The organism is Paenibacillus sp. Leaf72 (genome assembly GCF_001422685.1).
Classification (GTDB): Bacteria; Bacillota; Bacilli; order Paenibacillales; family Paenibacillaceae; genus Pristimantibacillus.
On record NZ_LMLV01000023.1, the window covers coordinates 284,511 to 311,317 of the forward strand.

General features: G+C 49.9%; 23 protein-coding genes and 1 pseudogene. 6 read left to right on the top strand and 18 right to left on the bottom strand.

Annotation, left to right across the window (positions count from 1 at the left end; translation table 11 throughout):
* The first annotated feature begins 28 nt into the window (after positions 1-28).
* Together ASF12_RS19930 and ASF12_RS19935 are read left to right on the top strand one after the other, a co-directional pair.
* A complete protein-coding gene (locus tag ASF12_RS19930) occupies positions 29-1,138 on the top strand; it encodes a glycosyltransferase family 61 protein (protein ID WP_327204931.1) in 1,110 nt (369 codons plus the stop codon).
* A 163-nt stretch (positions 1,139-1,301) separates the two neighbouring features.
* On the top strand, positions 1,302-2,474 hold the full coding sequence (locus ASF12_RS19935) for a glycosyltransferase family 4 protein (protein WP_056038404.1): 1,173 nt from the start codon (positions 1,302-1,304) through the stop codon (positions 2,472-2,474).
* Here ASF12_RS19935 and ASF12_RS19940 read toward each other — a convergent pair.
* On the bottom strand, positions 2,471-4,417 hold the full coding sequence (locus ASF12_RS19940; RefSeq protein WP_056038407.1) for a DUF4214 domain-containing protein: 1,947 nt from the start codon (positions 4,415-4,417) through the stop codon (positions 2,471-2,473). The genes ASF12_RS19935 and ASF12_RS19940 overlap by 4 nt on opposite strands.
* 209 nt (positions 4,418-4,626) lie before the next feature.
* Here ASF12_RS19940 and ASF12_RS19945 point away from each other — a divergent pair, with 209 nt between their 5' ends.
* Positions 4,627-5,289, top strand: coding sequence for an acetyltransferase (locus tag ASF12_RS19945; protein WP_081418929.1), 663 nt, complete (start codon positions 4,627-4,629; stop codon positions 5,287-5,289).
* 15 nt (positions 5,290-5,304) lie between these two features.
* The gene (locus ASF12_RS19950) at positions 5,305-6,420 is read left to right on the top strand and encodes a DegT/DnrJ/EryC1/StrS family aminotransferase (RefSeq protein ID WP_056038409.1); all 1,116 of its coding nucleotides are present in this window, start codon (positions 5,305-5,307) and stop codon (positions 6,418-6,420) included.
* 590 nt (positions 6,421-7,010) lie between these two features.
* Here the strand turns inward: ASF12_RS19950 and ASF12_RS19955 are convergent.
* From ASF12_RS19955 to ASF12_RS19965, 4 genes and pseudogenes are all read right to left on the bottom strand, one after another.
* Positions 7,011-7,478, bottom strand: coding sequence for a DUF6985 domain-containing protein (locus ASF12_RS19955; protein WP_056038412.1), 468 nt, complete (start codon positions 7,476-7,478; stop codon positions 7,011-7,013).
* A 17-nt stretch (positions 7,479-7,495) separates the two neighbouring features.
* Positions 7,496-7,636 (bottom strand): annotated as a pseudogene (locus ASF12_RS35780) (HNH endonuclease); the annotation flags it as partial.
* Positions 7,611-7,955, bottom strand: coding sequence for a hypothetical protein (locus ASF12_RS19960; protein ID WP_056038416.1), 345 nt, complete (start codon positions 7,953-7,955; stop codon positions 7,611-7,613). The pseudogene ASF12_RS35780 and the gene ASF12_RS19960, both read right to left, overlap by 26 nt.
* Before the next feature lie 30 nt (positions 7,956-7,985).
* Positions 7,986-8,195 (bottom strand): hypothetical protein, encoded by a 210-nt coding sequence (locus ASF12_RS19965; RefSeq protein ID WP_056038419.1) that lies wholly within the window; start codon positions 8,193-8,195, stop codon positions 7,986-7,988.
* A 28-nt stretch (positions 8,196-8,223) separates the two neighbouring features.
* Here ASF12_RS19965 and ASF12_RS36605 point away from each other — a divergent pair, with 28 nt between their 5' ends.
* Positions 8,224-8,397, top strand: a complete 174-nt coding sequence (locus ASF12_RS36605) for an IS3 family transposase (protein ID WP_442952541.1) — start codon at positions 8,224-8,226, stop codon at positions 8,395-8,397.
* Between the two features lie 54 nt (positions 8,398-8,451).
* Here the strand turns inward: ASF12_RS36605 and ASF12_RS19970 are convergent, their stop codons facing one another.
* The 10 genes from ASF12_RS19970 to ASF12_RS20015 form a co-directional block, all read right to left on the bottom strand.
* Entirely contained in the window at positions 8,452-8,931 is a 480-nt protein-coding gene (locus tag ASF12_RS19970) for a SitI3 family protein (protein ID WP_056038422.1), read from the bottom strand.
* 30 nt (positions 8,932-8,961) lie between these two features.
* Positions 8,962-11,712, bottom strand: a complete 2,751-nt coding sequence (locus tag ASF12_RS19975) for a contractile injection system protein, VgrG/Pvc8 family (protein WP_056038426.1) — start codon at positions 11,710-11,712, stop codon at positions 8,962-8,964.
* A gap of 329 nt (positions 11,713-12,041) precedes the next feature.
* Positions 12,042-13,157, bottom strand: a complete 1,116-nt coding sequence (gmd, locus tag ASF12_RS19980) for a GDP-mannose 4,6-dehydratase (RefSeq protein WP_056038429.1) — start codon at positions 13,155-13,157, stop codon at positions 12,042-12,044.
* A 186-nt stretch (positions 13,158-13,343) separates the two neighbouring features.
* A complete protein-coding gene (locus ASF12_RS19985) occupies positions 13,344-15,344 on the bottom strand; it encodes a beta-galactosidase (protein WP_056038432.1) in 2,001 nt (666 codons plus the stop codon).
* On the bottom strand, positions 15,344-16,171 hold the full coding sequence (locus ASF12_RS19990) for a carbohydrate ABC transporter permease (protein WP_056038436.1): 828 nt from the start codon (positions 16,169-16,171) through the stop codon (positions 15,344-15,346). Before ASF12_RS19990 ends, ASF12_RS19985 begins: the two co-directional genes overlap by 1 nt.
* Positions 16,168-17,049, bottom strand: coding sequence for a carbohydrate ABC transporter permease (locus ASF12_RS19995; protein WP_442952542.1), 882 nt, complete (start codon positions 17,047-17,049; stop codon positions 16,168-16,170). Before ASF12_RS19995 ends, ASF12_RS19990 begins: the two co-directional genes overlap by 4 nt.
* Before the next feature lie 95 nt (positions 17,050-17,144).
* Positions 17,145-18,440, bottom strand: coding sequence for an ABC transporter substrate-binding protein (locus ASF12_RS20000; RefSeq protein WP_056038441.1), 1,296 nt, complete (start codon positions 18,438-18,440; stop codon positions 17,145-17,147).
* A gap of 152 nt (positions 18,441-18,592) precedes the next feature.
* Complete coding sequence (locus ASF12_RS20005; RefSeq protein ID WP_056038444.1) at positions 18,593-19,654, bottom strand: response regulator transcription factor; 1,062 nt, start codon at positions 19,652-19,654, stop codon at positions 18,593-18,595.
* The gene (locus tag ASF12_RS20010; RefSeq protein ID WP_056038447.1) at positions 19,647-21,473 is read right to left on the bottom strand and encodes a sensor histidine kinase; all 1,827 of its coding nucleotides are present in this window, start codon (positions 21,471-21,473) and stop codon (positions 19,647-19,649) included. Before ASF12_RS20010 ends, ASF12_RS20005 begins: the two co-directional genes overlap by 8 nt.
* A gap of 94 nt (positions 21,474-21,567) precedes the next feature.
* A complete protein-coding gene (locus tag ASF12_RS20015; protein WP_056038450.1) occupies positions 21,568-22,908 on the bottom strand; it encodes a glycoside hydrolase family 30 protein in 1,341 nt (446 codons plus the stop codon).
* 133 nt (positions 22,909-23,041) lie between these two features.
* Between ASF12_RS20015 and ASF12_RS20020 the strand changes: the two genes are divergently transcribed.
* The gene (locus ASF12_RS20020; protein WP_056038453.1) at positions 23,042-23,947 is read left to right on the top strand and encodes a helix-turn-helix domain-containing protein; all 906 of its coding nucleotides are present in this window, start codon (positions 23,042-23,044) and stop codon (positions 23,945-23,947) included.
* A 550-nt stretch (positions 23,948-24,497) separates the two neighbouring features.
* On the opposite strand, the gene ASF12_RS20025 is transcribed toward ASF12_RS20020, so the two are convergent.
* The 3 genes from ASF12_RS20025 to ASF12_RS20035 are packed head-to-tail and all read right to left on the bottom strand — an operon-like array spanning position 24,498 to position 26,688.
* Positions 24,498-25,514, bottom strand: a complete 1,017-nt coding sequence (locus tag ASF12_RS20025; protein ID WP_056038456.1) for a Gfo/Idh/MocA family protein — start codon at positions 25,512-25,514, stop codon at positions 24,498-24,500.
* Positions 25,511-26,281, bottom strand: coding sequence for a sugar phosphate isomerase/epimerase family protein (locus ASF12_RS20030; protein ID WP_056038459.1), 771 nt, complete (start codon positions 26,279-26,281; stop codon positions 25,511-25,513). The genes ASF12_RS20025 and ASF12_RS20030 overlap by 4 nt, the downstream gene beginning before the upstream one ends.
* Before the next feature lie 50 nt (positions 26,282-26,331).
* Positions 26,332-26,688: a cupin domain-containing protein gene (locus ASF12_RS20035; protein ID WP_056038461.1), complete on the bottom strand. Its 357-nt coding sequence runs from the start codon at positions 26,686-26,688 to the stop codon at positions 26,332-26,334.
* Positions 26,689-26,807: the final 119 nt, after the last annotated feature.

The following is a 26,807-nucleotide window of genomic DNA, read 5'->3' on the forward strand; positions in this document are numbered from 1 at the left end:
CTACGCCAAGCGCGCTGCATAATCAGGATTGAAGGAGGCGATCCCTATCTACACTATCCCTCAGCAGTTTTATGAAAAAACGAGAGATTGGGCGCAGCAAGCGGCTGTCCCTCCCGATCTGCTTTCCTATTATTATCAAGTCATTTACCCAGCTGAAATGCTGACGCTTCCTTCGGGCAAAGGCATCGATCAGCCCCGCTGGGTGACGACTTCTGCCTTTGACGAAGCTTTTGTAGCGGCCATTCCTGGCGGACGGCTGGTGACGAGCAATGCTTATGTTGTTACGCCGGACAATAAGCGGCTGCGTGATGTCGAGCTCGACTGTCCGCTCATTGATTTCTCGGAACTGCCAGAGCCTCAGCATTTCAAGGGAACGGTCGCCACGCTCATTTGGGGCTGGAACATGCCGCATATTAAGGCGTGTACGCAAAACATTTTTGGACACTGGTTTTTCGACCTGCTGCCTAGGCTCCATTTGCTGGAGAAAAGCGGCATTCCAATTGACAAATATGTCATTGGCAAGCTGTTTCACCCCTTTCATTATGAATCGCTCGCCATGCTCGGCATTCCGCTCCATAAGTGCATTCAGGTCGAGGATGCAGACTTCCATCTGCTCGCCGACCGCCTAATCGTGCCGGCGGTGCCGCTGATGGTCGGCAAATGTCCGCCGTGGGCATCGCATTTCATGGCCAAGCGGCTTAAAGCTGACCGGCGTGTGAAAGCCAAAAAAGGCTTTGAGCGTCTTTATATTACCCGCAAGGATGCCGCGGCCCGCTTTGTCGCCAACGAGGACGAGGTTCTCCGTTTTCTCAAAGGCAAGGGCTTCAGGGAAATCGTCCTCACACCGCTCTCTACCGCAGAGAAAATCGCGATTTTCTCGTCAGCGCAGCATATTGTGGCTCCCTTCGGGAGCGGCAGCATCAACATCGCTTTTTGCGAGCCGGGCGCAGCTCTTTTTGAGCTTGCTCCTTCCACCTTCGTTGACCCTTATTTCTGGAAGCTATGCGCACATGCTGGCGTAGACTATTATGAAATCGTATGCGAGGTGGAGCAGCCGCCCAAGCCCTTCGTTGGAACAGACAATATTGTCGTTAATATCAATAAGCTTGAACATGTGCTGAAGCTCGCAGGCATTTAGACCCGCTGCGGGCCTGGACATTGCTCCTGCTGCGAATAACTGCCCTCGCGCCAACATATATTGAATTCGCAAGCGCAACACTTATCATATTTCACGGAGCAACGGCTGGCATCCTTCCTATTAGGCAGGAGACAGCATCGTCGCCAGCAGGAGGTTTATAACAATGCGGATTCTTGTATGGTCTGTCCATTTTTCCATCGGCGGTGGGATGAGACTGCTCCATAATTTAATTTCGGCTATGGCCAGGCAGCCGGACGTCGAGCAGATCAGGCTCGTCCTCTCACCCGATTCCCTCATACGCAACGTGGCGGAACTGCGTGCATTAGGCAAGGTTGAGATGGTATCCACCCAGTACAGCATCGATTCCGACCAAAATTCCTATTTGCTCGCCGGTATCGACGTCGTCTATTACTACTGGCCGCACACCCACCCCTATCACGCGCTTGACCGTCCAACCGTCTGCACCTTTCACGATACGACGATGTTCGATTATGTACCGCCATTTATGGATGGGGGGCAGCTTAAGAGCCACTGGATTTTATCGAAAAAATGGCTGGACCACGTCACGTCCGTCGTCGTTTCTTCGGAGCATGTGAAAAATCGCCTCATTGCCCATTTCGGCGCCCGCAATCAATCGGCAACTGTTGTGCCCCATGCCATTACACCGATTGCCGCACAATATGCAAACCAGGTCTCTCCAGCCACCGCTGCCCGCATTCCGTCCAAATACATCATCTACCCATCCAATACTTCGCCGCATAAAAACCATAACAATCTGCTCGAAGCCTTGTCCCACTGGAAGGGGCGCACGAAATGCCCGCTAGTGCTCACCGGCTATTTAACTGAAACGCTGCGGCAGCCGTTTCCGGATTGCACACCGCAGCACAGCTGGATTCCAACGCTCATTTCCACCATTCGCCGAACAGGCCTTGTCGTCAATCGTGATCTTTACCCGCTCGGCTTTGTAGGGGATGAGGATATTCCCGCGCTCATTAAAAATGCCTGGGCGCTCATTATGCCCAGCCTTTCAGAAGGTGGCGGGAGCTATCCTGTCGAAGAAGCGCTTCGCCTCGGTACTCCGGTGCTCTGCTCGGACATTCCGGTCATGCGCGAGCATCTGGCGCGGCATAGTGCCAAAATCGCCTGGTTCAACCCCCATAGCCCCGATTCCATCGTTCAAGCGCTTGAAGATTTGACTGCAAATTATGATGAATACAAAAATGCCGCTGTAGCGGGCATTCATGATCCAGCTGAGAGCTGGGATGATGTGGCAAAGCGTTATTTGAACGTTTTTCGCGATACGTATTGGCGGTATTATGGCAAGCAGCTGCGCTAATCGGCAGCTGCTTGCACCTCATCAATGACGTTTGCATAATCTCCTGCGACATCCAGCCATCTCCTGTTCAACGCGCCGCTAAGTGCGGCCTGCTGAAGTGGGACAACCTCTTTTCCCTCCCGTGACAGACGTGCAATAGCGTCCGCCATCTCCTGGATATTATGCGGATGGAAGGTTGCGAAGCGGCTCATGTCACTGATAACCTCCTGCACCACTTCCAGTCTTCCGAAGGCGACTGGCGTATTCATCAGCAGCGACTCGAGTATAGGAAAAGGGCAGCTTCCCTCGAAGAGCGTCGGGACGATTGTGCCTGCGGCATAACGGTATAGGGAAGGCAAATCTGCCGAAGCTATGCGCCCCATAAACACAATTGAGCCGCGGATAACGGGATCGGCAATTTCGTTGAGCGCTGCCAAAATTTCCTGCTGCCGCGGGCGGTTTCCAAGATCATCTGTAAAAACAAGCTTCATCCCAGAAGCTCTTCCTGCTTCCGTCTGCTTGAACAGCGAAAAGGCTTTGATGAGGCCTTCATGATTTTTATGCAGCCTTACCACCGACGGGAAGGTCAAATATGGACCATCCAGCTTGTAGGCATGGCGGAACTTCTCCTCGCTATGCGTTTGAAAAACCGCATATTCCTCATGCGGCGCTGCAAAGCGCACGACAGCCGTTTTATGGACAGCCAGCTTAAGAAACTCCAACCCCTCATGATTGCGCGTAAACTCGGAAGCGAAGACTACCTTCGCCGCTTTTTCCGTCACCTTTTGCGCTACAGAATGGATATATTGGTAATGCTGGGTATACGCGCTGTACAGCTCAGGCAAATGCAAATATACGAGATCATGCAGACAAACCATATAAGGTTTTTCCAAATATTGCGCGAGCGCCATCCCTACATACGGCACAATCCATATATCCGCAGGCACGCTGCGATTCACCGTATCCATGCTGTCTGTACGGTGCAGCCTCAAGCGATTGCCATAAACCGCGAGCAGCGGGGCATAAACAGCCGCAGCCTCGGCATAATTTGCTTCCGTTGTCGCCACATGAAGTGTGAACTCATGCTCCAGCGCCAGTAAACCTTCCGACAAACGAACGATGAAACGGCCAATGCCTTCGCCATCCATCGCAATTTGCACCCCAAAGCAAAGGAACATACCGATTTGACGGCTGTTTACACGGGCTGCACTTGCTGCAAGCGGAGGCAAATAAGCCATTTCAATGAGCAGGCCGAACTCCTTCGACATGACAAGGCTCGCTATCCATGCGCGCCGCAGCAGTCCTTGCTTCAAGGCCGTCGTGTATCGTCCTACTTTATTGCTATCCGGTGCCCGATTGAGCATTTGCACGTGAATGCCATGAATAAAATCCAAATCCGCAGCGGGGAACAAATGCTGAATCAGGTGGGCAGTCGTATTCGCTTCTCCAGATGGCACGCGGGAAAAAATAGCTTCCGCCTCTGCACTCTGAAGAAGAGCCGCAGCAATAACCGCCCGAGGCGTACCGTGGGCCAAATGGCTGCGATGGCCGTTGAAGCCTTCGATATCCGGTTCGCGCTGGAGTACCTGACGATACAGCTCCCATATAAAATCTTCGTCCCCCAACCGGAATACCCGGCGCAGCAGCTCTACAATTGGTGCCCCTGCGGGCAATCCGTGCCGGAATGCCGCATTATTCGCTTTTAACTGCTCCGTATCTATTGGTGCTGGAGGCGGCTCGACCGGTGCCGGCGGCTCGACTGCAAGCTGTATCTGTTCGATTGCCTTCTGCCTATTCCTGCTTTTTTTCGAGCCGCGCAGTTTCCTGCCGCCCCGCTTGCCTTTGCGTCTTCCTGTCCTTGCTACTTTTCCAACTCGCGCCTGCTTGCCGCGTTTTCTTCGCGATATGCGGCTATGCGAGCCGCGCTTCGCTGTTCCTTGTTTACGAGCTCTTTTGCGTTTCATATCACGCCTCCAATCGCTCTGCCTTCTCCATAGCGTATTGTCCCGCTGATAAATAGCAACGGCACATGCCCCCGCCTGCTAGGGATTTCAACTATATTTGAAAAAATGGACGACTGCCCGGCTGCATGTGAAGCAATTTTCCGGCCTTTGAATATGATGGGAGTAGCTGCATCACCCCCTCATTTTATAGTTGAAGGAGCCTATACGGCATGAATGCTGTTTCAGCGAATCCTTATCGTACCATTGTTGTTGGAGCCGGCGGACATGCCAAAGTCGTCGTTGATATTTTTCGGACCAGCCAGACATATGAGGTTATTGGCTGCATCGGTCGCGAGCAAGACGGGCAGATCTTGAATGTCCCTGTGCTTGGCGATGATGCCCTGCTCCCTCTGCTGCTGGAGCAGGGCGTACGCCATGCTTTTATCGCGATTGGCAATAATGCGACGCGGCTGCGGCTCGCCCGCCATGTGCAAAGCCTCGGCTTTGAGCTGATTAATGCCATAAGCCCTTTAGCTTACATCGCTCCCAGCGCCACGCTTGGCTATGGCATTGCGGTTATGCCGGGAGGCATCATTCAGCCGGATGCCCGAATTGGCTCCCTCACTATTATTAACACGGCTGCAACAGTTGACCATGATTGCATCATTGGCGAGGCTTGCCACCTGGCACCTGGCACCACGCTGTCCGGCGGCGTAACCGTCGGCGACGGCTCTTTTCTTGGAACAGGCACCGTTGTCATCGATGGCATTCGCATTGGCGCAGGCTGTATGATTGGGGCCGGTGCCGCCGTCATTCGGAATATTCCGGACCAAACGCTTGCCGTTGGCGTTCCCGCCACAGTGAAGCGTCTTTTGAACCAAGAGCGAACGTAACACGGAGGAGGCATAATGTTGGGCGACAAATTTTATCCGGTTGCCGTTCCGATTTTTAATGGAAATGAGAAAAAATACGTGATGGATTGCCTGGATTCCACCTGGATTTCCTCAACAGGCAAATATATTCATACGTTCGAGGAAGCTTTCGCCAACTATTGCGGGACGAAATTTGCTGTCTCCTGCAGCAATGGCACAACCGCTCTGCATTTGGCGCTGCTGGCTCACGGGGTAGGCCCGGGAGATGAGGTCATCGTCCCAACGCTGACGTTTATCGCTACAGCCAATGCCGTCACGTATTGCGGAGCCACTCCGGTCTTCATTGACAGCGAGTCGGATACGTGGAACATGGACCCGGAGCTGCTGGAGGGACTTATTACTCCGAGGACGAAGGGCATCATTCCCGTCCATCTGTACGGGCATCCTGCCAATATGGATGCTATTTCGGCAATTGCGGAGAGGCATGGGTTGTTTGTGCTGGAGGACGCTGCGGAAGCGCCCGGTGCAGAATACAAGGGCAAGCGGACCGGCTCGCTTGGCCATACGGGAACGTTCAGCCTGTTCGGCAACAAAATCATTACAACCGGCGAAGGCGGCATGATTACGACCAATGACGAGCAGCTTGCCCGCAAAATGCAGCTTTTGCGCGGACAGGGCATCGATCCCGCCCGCAAATATTGGTTTCCTGTCATCGGCTACAACTACCGCCTGACGAACTTGCAAGCGGCGGTCGGCTGCGCGCAAATGGAAAACATCGACTGGCATGTCGGCGAGCGCATACGCGTCGCCTCGCTTTACCGCAAGCAGCTCGAAGGAAACAGCGCCTTCACGCTGCCTACCGAGCAGCCATGGGCGAAAAACGTTTATTGGATGTTCAGCATCCTGCTGAACGGCTATAACGAAGAGCAGCGCGGCGCTTTCATGGAACGCCTGAAAGAACGCGGCATTGAAACGCGGCCGTTCTTTTATCCGATGCATGTGCTTCCGCCGTATCAAGGCATGCAGCGCAACGAGGAATTCCCCGTCGCAAACCGCATTGCTGCGCAAGGACTGAATGTGCCGACCTACGGCGGCTTGAATGAACAGGACATCGCCTACATTTGCGATTGCCTGCGGGAAAGCCTGTTATAAAGCGGCTGATTGCTGGGCCCCCTTTCCAGTCTTCATCTATGCTGCTCCAAGACAATAAACTTCCGGCTCCACGCTATTGGTGGGGACGGAAGCTTATTCGGGCTGATGGGTATGGGGCTACCCTTTTATACTACAGCGGCTTGTTTACTTGGGTTCGCTCGTACCTTAGTAAGTTTTCTTTATTCGTCACTGGTTTTTCCCACCATTTAGGTCTAGAGTTTCACCTCTTTAAGATTGAGAAAATTATGATTCAAAAGTAGTTCTTTCTTGAAACTGCTATACGTCGCGTTGAATTATGTTTAAATTTCTCCATATTCATGGTTATTCATCTCCTTGATACGATCCTGTTAGTGCAGTTGCCCCAACTCGTATGGAGTGGTTTTATTTCACCTCACTTTTCAGGGTCATTTCCGTTACAAAAAAAGCATACTCCATCTTCTCATTTAAGTGGAATATGCCTTTCAATTTTAGTTGTTTTTGATTAAATCAATAAAGCATGAAAATTATAATTCATCCGGATTTGGTTTGCAAAAAATATTTAAATAAGTAAAATTCATGCAGTTACAATAGATAGAAAACTTGCTAAAACTCTAGAGGGCAACATCTTGGTATCCTACCCTAGCGACTTCTTCATCGATTAGACGAATGCCAACCCCATTTTCCATGTCCCATTTACAGTCAAACGTTAGTCCAATATATCTAGCTTCAAATCGTCTTGCATAAGGTACATAAATCCCTACTAGCCTAATATTTTTAAAAAGTTCGTCGATGTCTTCAATTAATGGATAAATCTCATTGTATGAAACATCATATCCAAGCTCAAACCGTTTTTGTTTATAATAATCTAATATCGGTTGCAAAATACTTTGTTGAAGATGCCCCCAGTTTTCTATTAAAGAATTATACGAAGCATACTGTTTCTCACTAAATTCACCATTGTCGTCTCCGTCTACCATCAAAGCAATATTGGCTTCTGTTCCACAAAATTCAATGGTAGTATTCCTGCTCCACACATAATCATATTCAAGTTCACCGAAAACCACATCATTTATTTTCACTTTGAGAAAGCTCCTTTCTAATTATTTGTAAATCCACCCGGCTTAAATGCTCCTGCGTTTATCTCTCCTACGCCTCCTAGATGTCCGAACTTGCTATTAATTTCTGATGGCACAAGTTGTATCGTTTACCCATCATTTACTTCGTACCATGTTAACCGCGGGTACAAGATTGTCACCCATCTTCTTAATCGTCATAGTAGCATTCTGAAGCTTCTTCCAACCAGTAGCTGCTGCATCCTTGATATCCAATACATCACGTATCAATTTCGCTTTAACCACATCTGCGGCATTCCCAATCCAGCCCGTCATTTTGTTCAGCGAATTGCCAAATGCGTTGCCCAAGGATTTAACCATTTTCGCATTTGCAATCTTGCTACCAATTGCTTTATTGAGACGTGAATCCATTATACCACCGGTTAAACCGCCAATTCCCATATCCAGCGCCATTGTGCCAAAACTATGGCCTTTGCCTTCCATCGTCTGACGAATGACACTCTCGAACCCACTCTACACTGCACCAAACGCCATACGTCCACCTAGATTCGCCATCGGTCCGAACGGGCCAAACACCGCCCCAGATATCGCCCCAATGACCGTCTCTCGGAAGGCCGTTGAAACATACGTGCCCATATCGCTGACCTCACCGCGGGCAATATCGGACACTGCTTGGCTCACAACAGCAGTGGTACCCGCAATGGCTGCTCCAGCCAGTACCATTCCTTTGTAGACCGCAAAAAGGACATTGATGACTTACATCAACTTTTACAAATACGAACGATTACGGGCGAAACTAAACGGCCTCAGTCCGATGAAATTCAGGACTAAGGCCGCTCAACTGATCTTATTTATGGATAAAAAAATGTTTTTAGGTTTTATTAAGCAAATAAATTTGGGGTCTATGAATGGATGCTGTAAATGAGTTTACATAAACTATTTTACAGACTCAATAGAACCACAAAGACTCAGTGAATTCTCATTTGATTGGTTTTAGATTTTTATAATTTAGTTTTTCAATGAACCTATGATAGTTCTCATTATCCCAGTAACCAAATTCATTATTAATATAATATTCTCCATTATTTCTATATAATATATCTGTATCATTTAACAACAACAGTACATTCGTGTTAATATGACTCAATATATTAAATATTATTGCAAACATATTCACAACAGCTAGTTCTGTATCATACTCATTGTTTAATCTGAAATCCAATCTTTTTAAATTTTTAAAATCATTCTCTAAAAACTCTGATTCCCACCCATACAATAAATCAGATGTTGCCATTAAAAATACATAAAAACCTAATTCATTGAATAGATTGGCGATTTGAATACCATTCTTTAGATTAACTATATCTTCACAACAATACCCCAATAATTCTAGTTCATCGATAAGAATTTCTTGTGTTAGTGTGTCATCTTCCATTTTTAGAGAGTATTCCGTAGCCATAGTTCCTCCTAAATTCATTTTAATTTTATTTTACGGGTAAAAATTCAACACTTTACCATCCTTTGAGATCACGATTATTTCTTCTAATCCCTCTACAGGGTAATCCACGAATTGCTTTTTCAAAGCACTTATATCTCCTTCCCAATCTGCAAGATTCAAAACAATCCTACTGGCTTGGTTATCTTCTACCTTTTCTTTAAGTTTAGATGCTATATTTCGAGGAGATTTATTTTTATCGGGTGCAAAACAATCAAAAACTTTATTTTCGATAAGAAAATCAGGATTTTTAACCGTATTAGGTATATTAGGACTTTGTTCAATGTCATAACCATTTTTCGCTAATATTTTAGCAGCTTCATTCTCTCTAGTTCGCCCTCGTTTAGTTGCTTGATCGTCTTGAGGTCTTATCTTTGCCGGATTCCCTCTTGGAACAGCGTTTGGATCAGGCACTCTACTCGGGAGAGTATTACCCATCCCCTCAGCCTCATTCTTCAAACGATCCGCTAATTCCTTCTTACCCGCTTCAGATTCGCTAAAGAAATCCTTATGATGCTGTGACGGACTTGAAGGTATCGAATCAGGACTATCATGAAGTTTAACATTTCCTCCAGGACCTGCGGGAACAAGATCATCCCCCACCTTCTTAATCGTCATGGCATTCTGAAGCTTCTTCCAGCCCGTAGCTGCTGCATCCTTGATATCCAATGCATCACGTATCAATTTCGCTTTAACCACATCTGCGGCCTTTCCAATCCAGCCCGTCATTTTATTCAGCGAATCACCAAATGCGTTGCCTAAGGTCTTCACGATTTTCGCACCAGCGATCTTGTTACCGATTGCCTTCGTGAGACGTGAATCCATTATACCACCGGTTAATCCGCCGATTCCCATATCCAGCGCCAGTGCACCAAAACTAAAGCCCTTGCCTTCCATTGTCTGACGAATGACGCTTTCAAACCCATTCTGCACCGCACCAAATGCCATACGTCCACCTAGATTCGCCATCGCTCCAAACGGGCCAAACACCGCCCCAGATATCGCCCCAATGACCGTCTCTCGGAAGGCCGTTGAAACATACGTGCCCATATCGCTGACCTCACCACGGGCAATATCGGACACGGCTTGGCTCACGACTGCGGCGGTTCCTGCAATCGCCGCTCCAGCCAACACCGCACCTACAACGACTGCTCCCGCTCCCAGCGTCGCTACCGTAAACGCTGCCGCTACAGCAACTACCGCAACAACAGCCAATCCCGCCAGTACATTCCTCGCTAGTTTGCCCCAACTGAATGGCGGCTTTTCCGGCGGTGGCGGTGGGGGAGGTGGCTCGCCTTCTACTGGCGCATCGTCATAAGGCGCATAGCTCGTCCGATCCTTTCCTTCCGTTCGGATCTGCGCCCCCATGAGATTGTACTCGCCTTCCAGCGTGATTCCGCTTGGCGCGCTCGTCTTCTTCGCAACTAGCAGCGCTTGCGCACCAATCACTACACGCTTCGGCGTAAACAGCGAAATCTCTTCCTTCGCTGTCAGCGTCAGTTTGCGCGGACTACTCAAGATAATGCCCACTGCATCGTCAAGCTTCAAAAACAGCGGCTCCTTGCTTCCGCCTGTAAACTCGACCCCCGTAGGGGACAGCTTCATTTCACTGCCATGCTCCGTACCAAAATATCGGTTGTTCGGATCTGCCGTCTTTTCCGCACTTGCTCCGTTCGTCCTTACACCACCCGTGACGATCGCTTCTTGACCACCTGCATCGGCTAGATATAAATTCGCTTTTGTTCCTACCTGCGGCATACTGTACATCACGCTGCCCGTCTCCGGAGCATAACGATACCAGTGCGCCGTTCCCTTGTCCTGCTTGTCGTCGATCGCCAGATGCACCTGCACCTGTTCCCCTTTCACCGCCAGAATTTCTCCTTGCAGTGTCAGACCCGACAGCCTGCGGTTCATCATGGGTAGCTCTCGTATACCTGCTTCCCGCGACAGCCGGTAGTGATAGATCAACTGACCTTTTTCCAATTGCGCCGTCATCGACGATACGATCAGCTCAATATAGCCTCGAATTTTAAAGCGATCACCCAAACGATAGAACGTCTTGGATTGTATTTCATAGCCGAAAAAGTCTGTATCATGCAGACCTGCTGCTTCTCCGCCTGCTTTTTGAAATGCCGCCAAATCCTTGCTCACCGTGTATGATGCTCCATCAGGCAGCTTTTGCTCTTTCCCCTCCGGCATCCCAATAAACAGCTTCAGCGTTTCTTCCAATATATCACAGACGACAACCGACTGGAACTGGCTCGCTAGACGTTTCATCAGCTCCCAATCCGTTTCCTCATATTGAAGGACAGGCTCGGATGGCTTTTCCTTCTCTCCCTGTTGAAGCAGCACATCCCCACCTGAATATGCACGAAGCACGGTGGTCATAATGGCCCCATATGTCTGGCTCGTATCCTGAAAAGATCGCTTCCGCTTCTTCAGATCGCTATAGATACTTCCCGATACCGCCTCGATCTCGACCGTGTACACCCCATTGCGATGCACCGTCTGCACGGATGTGACGACTCCCTTAAACAGAGGCTTCCGCGTGCCTTCTTCTTCGTCGTACAACGCGATTGTATCCTGCCTCACCGCTTCCAGCGTGGCATTCGTCCGCAGCTCTTCCTCGACCATTCCGCTAATTCGCAGCGTCCCATGCTCGCCCGGTTTCCAGCTCATCGCCACATCCGTGATATGTTTCAGCTTGCAGGGGCCCTCCACCCGCAAGCGATCATATCCAATCACATGTATGCCTCTTCCCAGCTTGGTTTCTTTTTTGTACACTTTCAAGTTGCCATTTTATTAACCAATTTGTATTTCAACCCCATACATCAGTAGTCGATCTACTACCAGTGCCACTTGGAAACATGTGTTATCTTGTTGATATAAATGGATATTCGACAAAATAAAACATTTTCCTCCAAATCCTAATATTTCTATGTTTTTGACTGAATCATTCCTCAACTCTAACGGTTCCAGCTTTTAAAATCGCTTCAGCCCATACAAAACAAGCGGACAGGCGACCTTTCCGCCCATCCGCTTGCTTTTTGCTTTTTGCTTTTTTCTTTATGCTTTTATTCCATATCCAAACTCACATCATAACCCAGCTTGCGCAAATTTGCTACGCGCTGCGTCTCCTCCAAGTCGGCGGCGACCATATCCTTGACGAGATCAGCAAGGCTGCTGGCTGGCGTCCAGCCGAGCTTCGCCTGCGCTTTTCCCGGGTCGCCAAGCAATAGCTCCACCTCGGTCGGGCGATAATATCGCGGGTTAACCTGGACGACCAATTGGCCAACTGGAAGCTGGTATTCAGGACGCTTGCAGTTGACCACATGGCCCAGCTCATCCGCACCTTCGCCCGTAAAAGCAACCTCGATGCCTGCCTCGGCAAAAGCGAGCCGCACAAACTCACGCACTTCTGTTGTCTGCCCCGTGGCAATGACATAATCCTCCGGCTCGTTTTGCTGGAGAATGCGCCACATCGCTTCTACATAATCCCTCGCATGGCCCCAGTCACGCTGGGCCGACAAGTTGCCGAGCTCCAGCGTCTGCTGGAGGCCAGAGGCGATGCGGGCAACAGCGCGGGTTATTTTTCGCGTGACGAACGTTTCTCCGCGCACCGGGCTTTCATGGTTGAACAAGATGCCGTTACAGGCATACATGCCGTATGCTTCCCGGTAATTGACCGTAATCCAATAGCCATACAGCTTGGCGACCGCGTAAGGGCTGCGGGGGTAAAATGGTGTCGTCTCGCTTTGTGGAACCGCCTGCACAAGTCCGTACAGCTCTGACGTGGACGCCTGATAAATTTTCGTTTTATGGGTCAGACCAAGCAGCCTTATGGCTTCGAGCAGGCGCAAAGTACCGATGCCATCGGCATTTGCTGTATATTCCGGCATATCAAAGCTGACATGCACATGGCTCATCGCCGCCAAATTATAAATTTCATCCGGCTGAATGTCCTGTACCAGCCGTACCAAGTTTGTCGAATCCGTCAAATCGCCATAATGCAAATGCAATCGCTGCTCTACGCGATTCGCTTGCTCCACAATACGGTCGATCCGCCCTGTATTCGCCAGCGAGCTGCGCCGTCTCAAACCGTGAACAATGTAACCTTTAGCTAGCAGCAGTTCGGTTAAATACATGCCGTCTTGTCCTGTCACACCTGTAATGAAGGCGACCTTATTCATGGCTCCCTCCGCATTCTCTCATATTTGGATAATGGCTATCCTATTCCACTATCTTATGAATAAGGGTGGAAGGTCGGCATCAGGCAAAACACCATTTTTCACAAAAAAGTATATTAACCAACAAAGGCGCGACGCCTTCGCAAAATGCGAAGGCGTCGCGCCTTGTTTACTTCTCTATATTTCGAGTTATCCTGCTTTAATTATTTGCACGCCCCACGGTGCAAGCGTAAGCTGCTCGCCACTGCCGACCGGACGGCCCTCCAGCAATTCATGTCCCGCTGCATGCGGATAAACGAAGGATACCGGCTCAGCAGAGTAGTTGAAATAGTAGCGCAGCTGCGCTCCCTGCCCATTAACCCCATGCTTCACGATGATCGGGAAGCTGACCTGCTGATCTTCACCCCATAGTCCCGCCTCTTGAACGGTGCCCTTCAGCACCTCATGGGCAGAAGCTCCATCCGTCAGGCAGCCAATGTATGTCGCCGTACCTTTGCCGTAGCGGTTGCGGGTAATGGCCGCATATTCGCCCCACTGCGGATGGTCATAATGCGCCAGCACCTCAACTTCGCCGGTAAGCGGCGTCAGCAGCTCCATCCAGCTCGTAACCGTGCCTGGCGCTGCATCCAGCCCTGCACCTTTCAGCCCGACATTTTTCGGATCGATAAACAGGCTGTAGCCGACGCCGCACGCTTTTCCAATAATGCCCGGCTGCTGCGAGGTCCGTACTTTTATCCGCTCGTCGGCAAAGCCGCTTTTGAACGAATATACGGCATGCCCGCCCTGCTCGACAAAAGCATTTAGCCGCTCAAGCGCCAGATCCGGTACGGCATACAAAGCCGGAACAATGACGACCTTGTAATCATCCAGCTTCTCGCAAGCTGGCGTAATAAAATCGCAGCCGATGTTCATTTTGTACAGCTCGTCATACAACCAGCGCACAACATCATTGTACAATTTGCCATCCGGCAGCTTGAACCACTCCATCGCTGTCAGCGCTTCGTTGCTCACCATAACGGCAACGTTGTTTTGCTTGCGCAAATGCACCAGTTCATCGCTCAGGCGGGCAAAATCCCGTCCGATCGTCCCTGCTTCGTTATAAACCGGATTAGGCAGAAAATCGTGGCTGAGCAGCCCTTTCCAATACGTCTCGAACGAATTATGGATCGAGTGCCAGTGCCAATAAGCAACCATATCAGCGCCAGATGCCACATGGCTGAACGCCTGCAGCCGCAGCTGCCCCGGATATGGCGTCCAGTGCGGGAATGCCTGCGCCTGGGTTTCCAGCACCAAATAGTTGCTGCCCTTCAGTGAACGTGTCATGTCGCCGCCAAATGAAATTTCAATGCCCGTCAGCTCATCCTGTGACGGATGATAGATGTCTACACCAGCAATATCGAATGGCACCGCCGCTTCGAAATGGTTGACCGACGGCTGAACGCCAAAGGAATAACCGCGCCATTCAAAATCGAAGTTTTGCGTCACGAACTGCCCTGGCTGCTTGTATTCATTGACAAGGCCTACCTGCCATGCAAGAAACTCATTAACCAGCCCGCGTTGGAATTTGGCAAATTCTGCGCCTAAGCTGCCATTGATGGTTCCGACAACGGACGGAAAGTCCTCCCAGCTGTTAATGCGGTTGCTCCAATAATCGAGGCCGAATAGCTCATTGACCTGGTCCAGCGTCTCGTAAGTATCGCGCATATATTTGACGAAGCGCAGCTGTACATTCGGCCCAGCCGTGCCGTAGTGTTTTGTCTCATTGTCCGTCTGATAGCCGATTACCGCCGGATGCTTGCTGACGCGCTCGATCAGCTTGCGAATGATCCGCTCAGCATGGAACAAATACACCGGATGCGTAATATCCATAATTTGGCGTGCGCCATATTTGCCAGGTCCGGCTGCTGTTATAGCAAGCACATCCGGGTGCTCCTTGACCATCCAGGTCGGTATCGCATAAGTTGGCGTTCCCACGATAACATGGATACCTGCTTCATGCATCGCTTCCAGCACGCGGTCTACCGAGCTGAAATCAAATACGCCATTTTGCGGCTCATGCGTGCTCCAAGTAGATTCGGCAATACGGACTACGTTAATGCCCGCTTCCTTCATCATGCGGATATCTTCACTCAGCCTCTCATAAGGCATATATTCATCGTAATAAGCAACGCCGTATAATAATTTATCCATTAGCCCTTCACTGCTCCTTCTGTAATGCCCTCCATAATAAAGCGCTGGAAGAAGGCGTAAATAATAATAACCGGAATCGCCGTCAGTACAAGCGAAGCGAGGATGAGTGTCCACTCTTTGTTGTATTCGCCAAACAATGTGTTCGTGGACAAAATAAGCGTATAATGATCCGAATCCGTCAGCATCAGCATCGGCAGCAGGAAGTCATTCCAGATCCATAGGAAATCGAGAATGGCAATCGTCACCGTAATCGGCAGCAGCAGCGGAAAAATAATCCGGAAAAACGTCTGGAACTCGCCGCAGCCGTCCATATGAGCCGCTTCCTCCAGCTCGCGCGGAATCGATTTTACGAAACCATGATAGAGAAATACGGCCATATTGACGCCTAGTCCAATGTAAATAAGTGCCAAGCCATAAGTACTGCCCTGTACGGACAAGCCGTTCGCCATGCGAGTAAGCGGAATCATAATCGAGTGAAAGGGCACGAGCATCGAAGCGACGAATAGGAAAAAGATGGCCGCGCTCGCCTTGCCTGGTGTCCTAGACAGCTTATAGCCCGCTAGAGCGGCGCAGAACACGATGCCGCCAATGCCCAGCACCGATACGATTACCGAATTTATCGTGCTGTTAAGCATATTGATTTTGTGAAAAGCCTGCACGTAGTTGTCAAAGGTTGGCGCAGACGGCAAAGCCACGAACGATTGAAACATTTCTCCTTGCGTTTTAAACGAGTTGGCAATGGCCATATAAATCGGGAAGAAGGAAATGGCGGCGCCGATCGAAAGAAACAGCGTAATAAATAACGAGCTCGCGCTTCTGTTTCTCATGCCTCCACCTCTTTTCTTTTCATGACTGCAATCTGAATGAGTGTGAAAATCAAGACGATAATGAATAAAATGACCGATTTCGCGCTGGCATAGCCGTAGCGGAAGTTGTTCGAGAAGGCCTCTTCATAAATATTCATCGTAATAACCTGCGTCGACCGGCCCGGACCTCCGCCCGTAAATCCATATACGACCTCGAACACTTTAAAAGCGCCGTTCAGCGTCAAGAAGAAGCAAATCGTAATGGCATGTGTAATCATCGGCAGCGTAACCTTCATAAAGCGCTGCAGCGGATTCGCACCATCGATAATAGCCGCTTCCATCAAGCTTTGCGGCACCCCTTGCAAGCCGGCCAAATAAATAATCATCATGTAGCCGACGCCATTCCAGAGCGAGATAACCAAAATCGCATAGAAGGAAAACTTCGGATCGCCAACCCAGGATTGATCCAGGAAGGTGAACATTGTTTTTTCCGCCAGCTGCGGCAGCACTTGTGTAAACACGAATGTCCACATAAAAGCGCTAATAATAATACTGATCATGTTTGGCATGAAAAATATCGTGCGGAAAAATCCTTTGCTTTTGTTCCGCGATTCAATGAGAACGGCAAGCAGCAGTGCGATTACATTTTGCAGCACAAGCATATACAGCACATATTTTAATGTGAACAGCAGCGAGTGGACAAAATCCGGGTCGTCCTTCAGCGCCTCCACAAAATTGTCGAGACCAATAAATTGATAGTTGGTGTTCAGTCCATTCCAGTCTGTAAAGCTGTAATACATACCGCCAATAGTCGGAATCAGCAGAAAAATGGCGTACAAAATAAATGCAGGCGCGACGAAGGCCAGCAGCGATACATATCTTTTTAAAACACCCTTCATTGGCACGGTTGCTCACCTCTCCTAAGATGATGATGGGAAGGCTCTGCAGGGTGGGAAGCCTCTCGCTCTATCCCGCCCTGCTCGCCATTCCTTCTTTATTTATTTACTTTGTTAAACGATTTCCATGCCTTGTCGAGTGCCGCTATAACACCATCCTGCGACAGTTGTCCAGCGTAATACGATTGCAGCGCTTTGCCTGACTCATCCTTAACCGCTTGCGGGATGGAAGGATCCAAATACGATTTGCCTTCTTTAACGTAAGTCATTGCATCTTCTACCCAAGGATAAGTGGTGAACGAATGATTTTGGGCAACCGGATTAAATTTGAGCTCTTCGTAAAAAGCATTAGAGTCTTTGTCATCCAGCACGTAGTTGACGAAGTCCAGTGCCACTTCCTTGTTCGCACTGTTTTTTGATACAACGAGTGAAGTAGATGTACTCAGGTTGATCATCGTTGCATTAGGATCATCATTAATCGGCAGCGGAGCTACGCCAAAATCCATATCGGCATTTGCTTTTAGAATCGATTCTGCAAACCATGGTCCTTGGATCCACATAGCCGCTTTGCCTGTAGCGAAAGCTGCTGATCCATCGTCGCCGCCTACCTCCATCGCTTTATCCGTACCATTCTGGTTGACCAGATCGATCACTTCGAACATCGCTTTCATTTCGTTGAAGGAGCCTTCGTCCTTGTTCATTCTTTCCACAAAATCTTTATCTGTCGTATTTGAGATAGCTCCTACTGCCAGCGGCAGGAACAGCTGCGGAATCCATGATTCCTTGTAGGACAGCAGGAATGGCGTTATTTTATTTTCCTTCAGCTTCGCGATAACCGCTTTCATTTCTGTCAAAGTAGTTGGCGGCGTCAAGCCGAGGTCTTTGAAAATCTTTTTGTTATAAACGTATCCCCATGACAGCGTTTCCATAGGTACGGCAACGATTTTACCGTCTGTTGTCGTAACGGAAGGCTTCACGCTGTCCAGTAGCTTGTCGACAAATGGCTGTCCGGACAAATCCTCCAAATAGCCTGCTTTGTAAAACGAAGGAATTTCATTGATCGCATGAACGGCGAACACGTCCGGGGCATCATTGGAAGCCAGTCTTGTTTTCAAAATTTGCGGAGCCGTGTCTGCTGTCGGCATTTCAAGTTGAACTTGAACATCAATGTTTTTCTCTGCTTTTTCCTTCGCTACAAATTGAGCAATGTATTTATCGTAGCTTTCTTTGAGCCTTGGCTGAGCGATAAACATTTTGAGCTTGACCGTTTTCGCGCCGCCTTCGCCTGTCTCTGTGCCATTATTGGTTGCCGTACCGCTGTTCGAGCCGCAGCCTGCCAGCAGTGTTGTAATTAATGCTGCGCTTAGCGCTGATTTCCAAAGCTTCTTTTTCATCTGTAATGACCTCCCGTAAGCTTGTTTGTTTACGCTTTCATTGTATCTGATTTATGAAAGCGTTTAATTGGACAGAATTAGACTGTTCACTTGGACATTTTTAAACCAAGTTAAAGATTGTCCAATCTGTCCAACCTGTCCACTTAATCGCATTAATTCTCGCTGCCACGACGCATTTCTCCTGGGGCAATGCCGAAATGCTTTTTAAACACGCGATAAAAATACGTTACATCTTCATAGCCTGCCATTTCCGCGACTGTTTTAATCGGCAATTTTTCATCAAGCAGCCACTCCCGCGCCTTATCCATGCGAAGCTGCAAAATATAATCGGTCATATTGCAGCCATATTCCTGCTTAAACGTTTTACTCAAGTACTCCTTGCTAACGAAAAAAGCGCGAGCTACCTGCTCCAGGGAAATCGGCTCGGCAAACCGCGCCTCCATATACTGCCTAACCTCGTCCAAATTAAGCCGTTTCTTGAATTTCCGCTGCTGAATCAGCTGCTCCAGCGCCTCCTCATAGCGGGCAGTCAGAAAAGCGGCTGCATTCGCGCTTGAGGCGAGCTCCGCCCCGTCTCTTGCGCCATCCATCGCATTTGCCTCCAATGAATTAGCCAGCAGCAGCTCCTTCAGCATGAGCAGCAGCTCTTGGATAATGCGCTCCAGCAGCTGCGGCTTGCCAGCACCACTGCTATCCATCTCTCTCTCCAGCTCCCCGAACAGCTCCTGCATGCCTTCGCGGTCCAGCTCATTGAACCGGGCACGCAGCCGCTGCTTCATCGATGTCAGCGACAGCAGCCATTCGAGATCCAGCGTCAGCATGCGCCGGCTCTCCGCCGCCGCCGCGATCCCCGCTGCACATTTTGAGAGCACTGCGTTCAGCTCTTTCGGATCAATCGGCTTCAGCAAATAATCTACAGCCTGGCAGCGAATCGCATGCTGCATGTATTTGAAGTCATCATAGCCGCTAATGACGACAATTTGAATATGAGGCAGGCGTTCATGCAGCTCATTCAGCAGCTTCACACCATCCATGCCCGGCATCCGCATATCGGTAATGATGAGCTGTGGCATATGCTTCTCAGCGAGCCGCAGCGCCTCTTCGCCATCCTCCGCCTCGGCGACAATTTCCATCTCATATTCCGGCCAGCGGCCGAATGTGCGAACGATGTCTCGTCCCCAGCTTTCATCATCGACCAGCATTACTTTAATCATGCAGTTCTCCCCCTTGCCTCTCACCAGGAATATGAATGGTTATGCGCGTGCCAACCCCGACTTCACTGTCGATCGCCAAGCCATACGCTTTGCCAAAATGCATTTGCAGCCTTGAGGCCACATTGCCCAGCCCAATCCGCTCCCCGTGTGTCCAAACCTGCCCATCCGCATAGCTGAGCCTTTGGCGAACTTCCCTCAGCCGCTCAGCGCCAATCCCTACTCCATTGTCACTGATTGTAATGGTTACTCCTGCTAATGCTAATGCCCCAACTCCGTCCTCCGCTTCTGCGATGCTGGCTTGAGCTACCTTTACGCTCAGCTCCCAGCCTCCAGCCTGCGAATCGAGTCCGTGCATAAATGCATTTTCCACGATGGGCTGCAGCGTCAGCTTCGGAATGCGGCTTTGCAGCAGCCGCTCATCCACCTCTAGGCTGTATTGCAGCCGCGACTGAAACCGCTGCTGCTGGATGACCATGTAATTGTTCATATGCTCCAGCTCCTGCTTCAGCGTAGCAAGGTCATCTGGCTCGCGAATGACATAACGGAACATTTCGCTTAGCGAGCGAATCGTTTCATAGCTTTCAGCAGGCTTTTTGGAAAAGAGCATGCTGCCGATCATTTGCAGCGTATTTTGCAAAAAATGCGGATTGATCTGCGCCTGCAGCGCCTTGAGCTCCGCTGTCTTTTTTTCCAAATTCATGCTGTATTCGCTCTTAATATGCTCCCTAATTCGATGAGACATATTGTAAAGCTTCGTCTCCAGCAAGCCAATTTCATCCATGCGTCCACTTAGCGGCTTATCTCCCTGTCTGATAAGGTTCAGCCCTTGCATGGAGCGCGCAAGCAGCACAATCGGCGTTGCTGTACGCCAGGCAAGCAGCACGGCAATTAAAATCGCGGCGGCAACCGTTATCGTGCCAATCAATATCCCATAATGCATCGTCGCTTGCGCGCTTTGGTTAATCGCGCTCAGTGGAATAATTTTAATGAGCTTTAGCTTCATCGGATCAATCGTATTGTAAAATACATATTCATCCCCCTGTCGCTCATAGCCAGGCTCTGTACCGCCCTTCACAATTTTCGCAACCTGCTCGGCCGAAAGGGCGTCGCTGCCCATTTGGTACAAAATTTCTCCATCCGGTCCTGCAATAATCACGGTTTGGTCATTGGCCGGATTAAGCAGCGACAGCGTCTGGTCGAGAATGGCCCAGCGCACCTCCAACGTAATCCCGCCAAGAATTTCACGGTTTTCAAACCGGTTAATGCTCCGTATCAGTTGAAAACGGTCGCCTTCCGGACTGTTTTGAATCATAAAATCCTTGCGCTGATTAAACAGTTCATTATAAGGCACAGGTACGCGGTCTAGCGTTTTAATTTGATTTTGAGACGCATTCATCGTGAACAGCTTGCCGCTTCTTTTCAAATAAAGCTCAATGCCCGATATATAATGATTGCCCGAATAAAAAAGCGAGGCCATTGCATCCTCAATGTTGCGCTGTGCCGAAAACTGGCTGGACAGGCCCGATTCCTCCTCGCTGGCAATGTATTCATTCAGGTTCGGGTTAATGAGGACGGAATATAACACGCTGTTCATTTGCGAAAACTGCTCCCCGAGATAAATGCTCGTCCACTTCATATTGGACACATTCGTCCCAATAAGCTCGGTCTCCATCGACTGGCGGTTATTGTCCACGGCAAGCGCAGTTACCGCTATAATCGGCAGCACCGATACAACCACCATAATGAAAATCAGCTTATTGCGAATGCTGCGCCGGAACGGGTGCAAAATCGCCCGATATATTTTAGACAACAGCCTCATTGCTCTTCCCTCCCTGCTTTTTACTTTCAATAACGACAAAACAAACGCCATGCTTAAGCGCAAAGGCGTTTGTTCATTGAATTTATATTATATACTAAGACAGCACAATCGTATGGAAAGATTCCGGCTCCAGCTCGAATACATGCTCCGCTTCGCCATCGAACAGCCTAAGCTCTCTTGTATCGGTATACGGATTCGTAATTACTACGACCCGCGAGCCGTCTTCGCGCTTGAAAGCAATGGAATGGCCGCTCCACGGGCCTTCCAGCCCGATACGCTTCGAGCCCGGTGCCACAAAATGGCTGAAATGCTTCATCACGTAATATTCCGGATTGTTCATAGCCCGCTTCGTATCCGGCTCTATTGTAATCATGGCATTTTGCTCCCAGCCCCATGTGCTGCGCCCTTTCGGCTCCAGCGCCATATTCCAATAAATGTAGCTGTTCACGCCATTGCTGAAATAATGCTGGTACAGATGAAACACATATTTGGCATACGCCCACGTGTTTTTGCCATCCCCGCATTCATTCTCCGTCTGCATATAACGCAGCTCCGGATAGCTCTGCGACGTCCGGGCTATCGCATATTTGCCTGCCCACTGATAGCCGACGCCTTTAATATATTTATAAGCTTCGGGGTCGCTCAGCACAAGACCCGCATAAGCGTCATAATCGTTCGTTGTCCCTTTCATCAGCTCCAGCCATGGATCGGGCGCATTGATCGTTCCAAGCCAAATTTCCGTATCCAGCCCATGCTGTTCAAAAGTAGGTCCTAAATAATCGCGGATGAACTCCTTAAGCTGCTCGCCCGTCCATACGCAGGAAGGAAACTTCTGATCGGCTACGACTTCATTTTGCACATGGACCTGATGAATCGTAATGCCTTCCTCTTGGTAGGCCTGAACGAATTTGACGAAATACAGCGCATAGGCTTCGAGAATTTCCTTCTCCCAGCGCAGCGTTCCGTAGTTATAAGCCTTCGGCGTCTTCATCCACGTCGGCGGGCTCCATGGCGAAGCGAACAGCTTCAGCTCCGGATTAAGCGCCAATGCTTCTTTTATATAAGGAATCAAATACTTGCGGTCGCGTTCAATGGAAAAATGCGCCATCGCCACGTCGCCGTCCGTTTCGTTCAAGCTGTACCACTCCAGCGCATAGTCGCTGGCGCCGATAGGCAGGCGGCAAATGCTGAAGCGCTGCTCGCCTTCCGGGTGGAACAGCTCGTGCATGACTGCCGCGCGTTCTTCCTCCGATAAGTGGCTCAGTGCAGTAAAGCCCAGCTCATTGAAGCAGCCGCCAAAGCCCTCTACTGTTTGGTATGCGCTTTCAGTTATTGCCAAGTTAGATAGAGCAGGTGAAAAGGTGCGTGTTTGTGTGCTTTTCTCCGTCCAGCTCGCTGTTTGTGTGCTTGAAAACCATTTTGCCGTTTGTCCCATATCGACACACCCCTATCGTTTCATCACTTTTGCTTATTGCTTTAGCTTGCCCTCTTAGTATAAATTAAATAGAATAAATCGCCGATTGTCCAAACAACGTGAAATTTACCCAAATCAAAGGTGGTTCTGCCTAATGGATGATGAAGTGACACTTTCGCCGTGGATTCAAAATGTGCGTTTTCTGCCCGCTATCGACTGGAACATTAAGTTTTTTGGCGCGCATGAACAGCGTGTAGACAAGCATTGGCAGATGCCGCTGGAATCCCATATCGGCTTTGAAATGATTTTTATTCAGGAGGGCGCGCAGGAAACCGTCATTGGCGAAAGCAAATATCAGCTGGGCGCCGGCGACTTTCTGCTTATTCCGCCCGGCTTTAAGCATAAGAGCCGCTGCATTTCGGAGGAAGGCATGGCTTATTTTTGCGCCCACTTTAATGTGGACGATCCGGCTTTTCGCCAAGAAATGATTCGGAGTGGCCGCCTGCTGTTCCCTGCCGGAAGCGCCGATCATGAGCGGCTGCTGCCTATTTTGAAGCAATGGATTGCGATGCTTAGGCGGGGAGGCGGCTATACGACGGCGGATCGCTTTCGGCTGCAGGCGGATTTGTTTGAGCTGTTTGGGCTATTAGTGGGCACGATCTGTTTCCCGGAGGAGGAGATGGCAGCTATGCCGCCAGCGTCGGTGCAATATGCCAAGGCGATTGCTGAGGCGATCAAGGGGAATTTTGACCCGCATAAGCTTCCAGGCGAGCCGGCGGCCGAGAGCGCTTTTTCTATTGAAGAGATTATGCGCTCACTCGGCATCAGCCCGGGCTATGGGCTTGAGGTGTTTCGCAAAGTGTATGGCCTGTCGCCACGTCAGTTTTTATCTGAGCTCAAGCTGCAGGAGGCTAAGGTGCTCATTCGCCAGCCGGAGCTGTCGCTGAAGGAAATCGCTGTGCGTCTGGGCTACTCCCAGCTGTCGCATTTCAGCAGGCAATTCAAACGCTGGACCGGGATGAGCCCGCTCCATTACCGCCAGCAGCATTTTCAGCTGTAAAGGTTCACCCTCGAAAATGCGATTAGCCTACGTGTTTTGCCAGCGCGGATAGGCTCTCTAATAGGACCTCTCCTTTTTGGAGGACTGAGGTTCCGCTATTTTAGCTTTTTTTGTGATTTAAGTATGTAGGCGGACAGGAGATCCTTTATTGGTCTCATTATCTCGGCAAAATAGTGATTGGGGGACCATTAGCGGCTTCTGTGTCCGCGAGGCATCTCCATGACCGTTTACTTGAGTAAATAGCGGATTTGGTGTCCGCCAAAATAGGGGCCATCGAATCAACGCTCGAAGAGCCTAGAATATGAAATAAGGCGCAAAATTTTCGCTGCTGCGAAAACCCTGCGCCTTATTTATTTTTCTTAACTGACCACAGTTGCAACAAAGCTCCTCTAGATGTATTTTTGCGGATTTTTCAGTTGTTCAGTTTTGCAGCTTTTTCATTTCGTGTAGCTTTTGCAGTTGCTTGTAGTTCTTGCAGCTCTTGCAGCTCTTGCACTTGCTTGCATTTTTTCAGTTCGTGCAGCTTTTGCACTTGCAAGCTCTACCCGTTCTACCCTAGCAGTCCTTCCTGAAAGGCAACAACCTGATTATTCTTTGCCGACTCGTACGCGCCATCCAGCAATGAAACCGTATGCAAATTGTCAAACGCGCTATTTTCGGCTTCTACTCTCGTTTCCAGCCAGACGAGCAGCTGATTGAGGCCGTCAAATATCGCCTCCTCTATCGGCAGCGCATGCTCCCATGTCTGCACAGGCTGCGGGTTCCAGTTCGGCTCCCCGCTCGGTTCGCGGCGATACAGCCCGATCGTATTGGACGTCGTGCTGAGCACGCCTTCACTGCCAAGCACGACGAGATCATTTTTATGAAATGGACTGGAGAAGCTTTGGGTAAAATGGGCGCGCACGCCGTTCTCAAACGTCATCAGCACGGTCGCATCCGTCTCCCCTAAACAATCAACCGCCTCCGAGGAGTAGGCGCTGCAGTAAATGGAAGCCGCCTTGGCACCCGCGATTCGGCGCATACCGTCAAACCAATGAATCGCCATGACGGACAAGGCGTGACGCTCCGTGTGTACTCGCCAGCCTGCATCCTGCCGATAAAACAAGGAATCAAATTGAATCGACTCCAGCTTGCCGATTGCGCCTGACTTGACCAAATCGCGAATAAAATCAAATTGATGATGCTTGCGAAAATTTTGATTAATGCATACCGGAACGTTCAGCTGCTTTGCAAGCTCCGCTATTTGCTGGGCCTCGGCAAACGTATCGGCGAAAGGCTTTTCCAGAAATACCGGAATGCCTGCTTCCAGCAGCGGCCGCATAATGCTTCCGCGTATCGTCGAAGGTGTACAGACTACTGCGGCATCTAGCCCGCTATGCGCCAGCATTTCCGCAAGGTCCGTGTATCTCCCCGCAATGCCAAACTCATCCGCCCGCTCCTGAGCGGCCGCTTCGCTTGGGTCGCAAATCGCAACGACTTCCACGCGATCCTGATGGTTGGCATAACCTCTCAAATGCAGCCGTGTGACAGCCCCCGCGCCGACAAATCCAATTTTATATTTTTTCATTCCGCCACTCTCCCAACACCTGATTTCATGAACGGCAAGCATTGCTGCATGCCCGTCACTATGTCACCGCCGCTTTCCTCATCCGCCGACATCCAGCCCGCATAGCCTATCCGCTTCACTTCCGCCATAATCGGCTGAAAATCAATCGAGCCCTCTCCTAATATCCGATATTCGCCAGCCGCAAAATCCTTCATATGAAAATTATTGATAAATGGCGCAAAGCTGCGAATGACCTCCGCCACATCGGAAATGCCTGACTTCACCAGATGCGCCGTATCAACCGTCAGTCCAACTCCGTCCTCCGGCCGCAGCTCGCTGAAAAATATATCAAAATCCGCCCGGTGCATCACCGGCTGATCATAGTGATGATGCAGCGACAGCTTGAGTCCGCTGTCTTGCGCCTCCTTGCCCAGCTCCGCGAACAGACGCGCAAAGCCAGCAATAGCTTCCTTTTCCAGCCCCGTCCTTGGGACGCTGTGGCAGTAGACAATTAGCTCCGTGCCCACCTGCTTCCCAAAGCGGAAAATACGGCGCAGCTCCTCCTTGCTATCGTCGCTAAGCAGCGTACCTCCCGTAATAAGCGCGGATGCGAGGCCCGGCGGCTGTCCCCAGCGTTCCATAAACCGCTCCGGTTCCTGCACGTGAGGCATATATTGATTCCATTTGAGCTGCAAACCCTCGTAGCCTGCCGCCTGATAGCCATGAATTAATGCCTTCTCTTCCTCTGCCCCTGCCGTTGGCCGGGAAAAAGCATACCGGATTCCCACTTATCGTCCTCCCTGCTTATACTAGGTCGCCCAACGCTCGAATGGCCGCCCTATTCGCCCACCGTCTGCCGATCGACTGCGGAATACGCAATGATCATCCGGCACGGCTCCCAGCCGGTTACCTTGGCATGATGCAACACATTTTGCGGAATGCGCAGTGCCATGCCTGGCTTCAGATGATACGTTTCATCCCCCAGCGAATGCTCGCATTCGCCCGACAGCACAAAAATAATTTCCTCGCAGTTCGGGTGCCGATGGCGTCCATTTTCCTGGCCTGCATTAATGTAAACCTGCCCAAATGTCATTTGGCCCGCAGGATCAATTTCTTGGCCGTACAACCACGATATTTTGCCCCAGCCCATATCCAGCACATGCTGCTCCTCATTCAAATCCGCCGCCTTGACCATTTTGTCCCTCCCTGTTTCGTCTATCCTTCAATGCTTCAAGCACTTAGCTTAAGATGATTGCAGGTTTATTTTAATTCAACTAAGTTGAATTATCAACAACTTTATTGAATCGTTTTCAA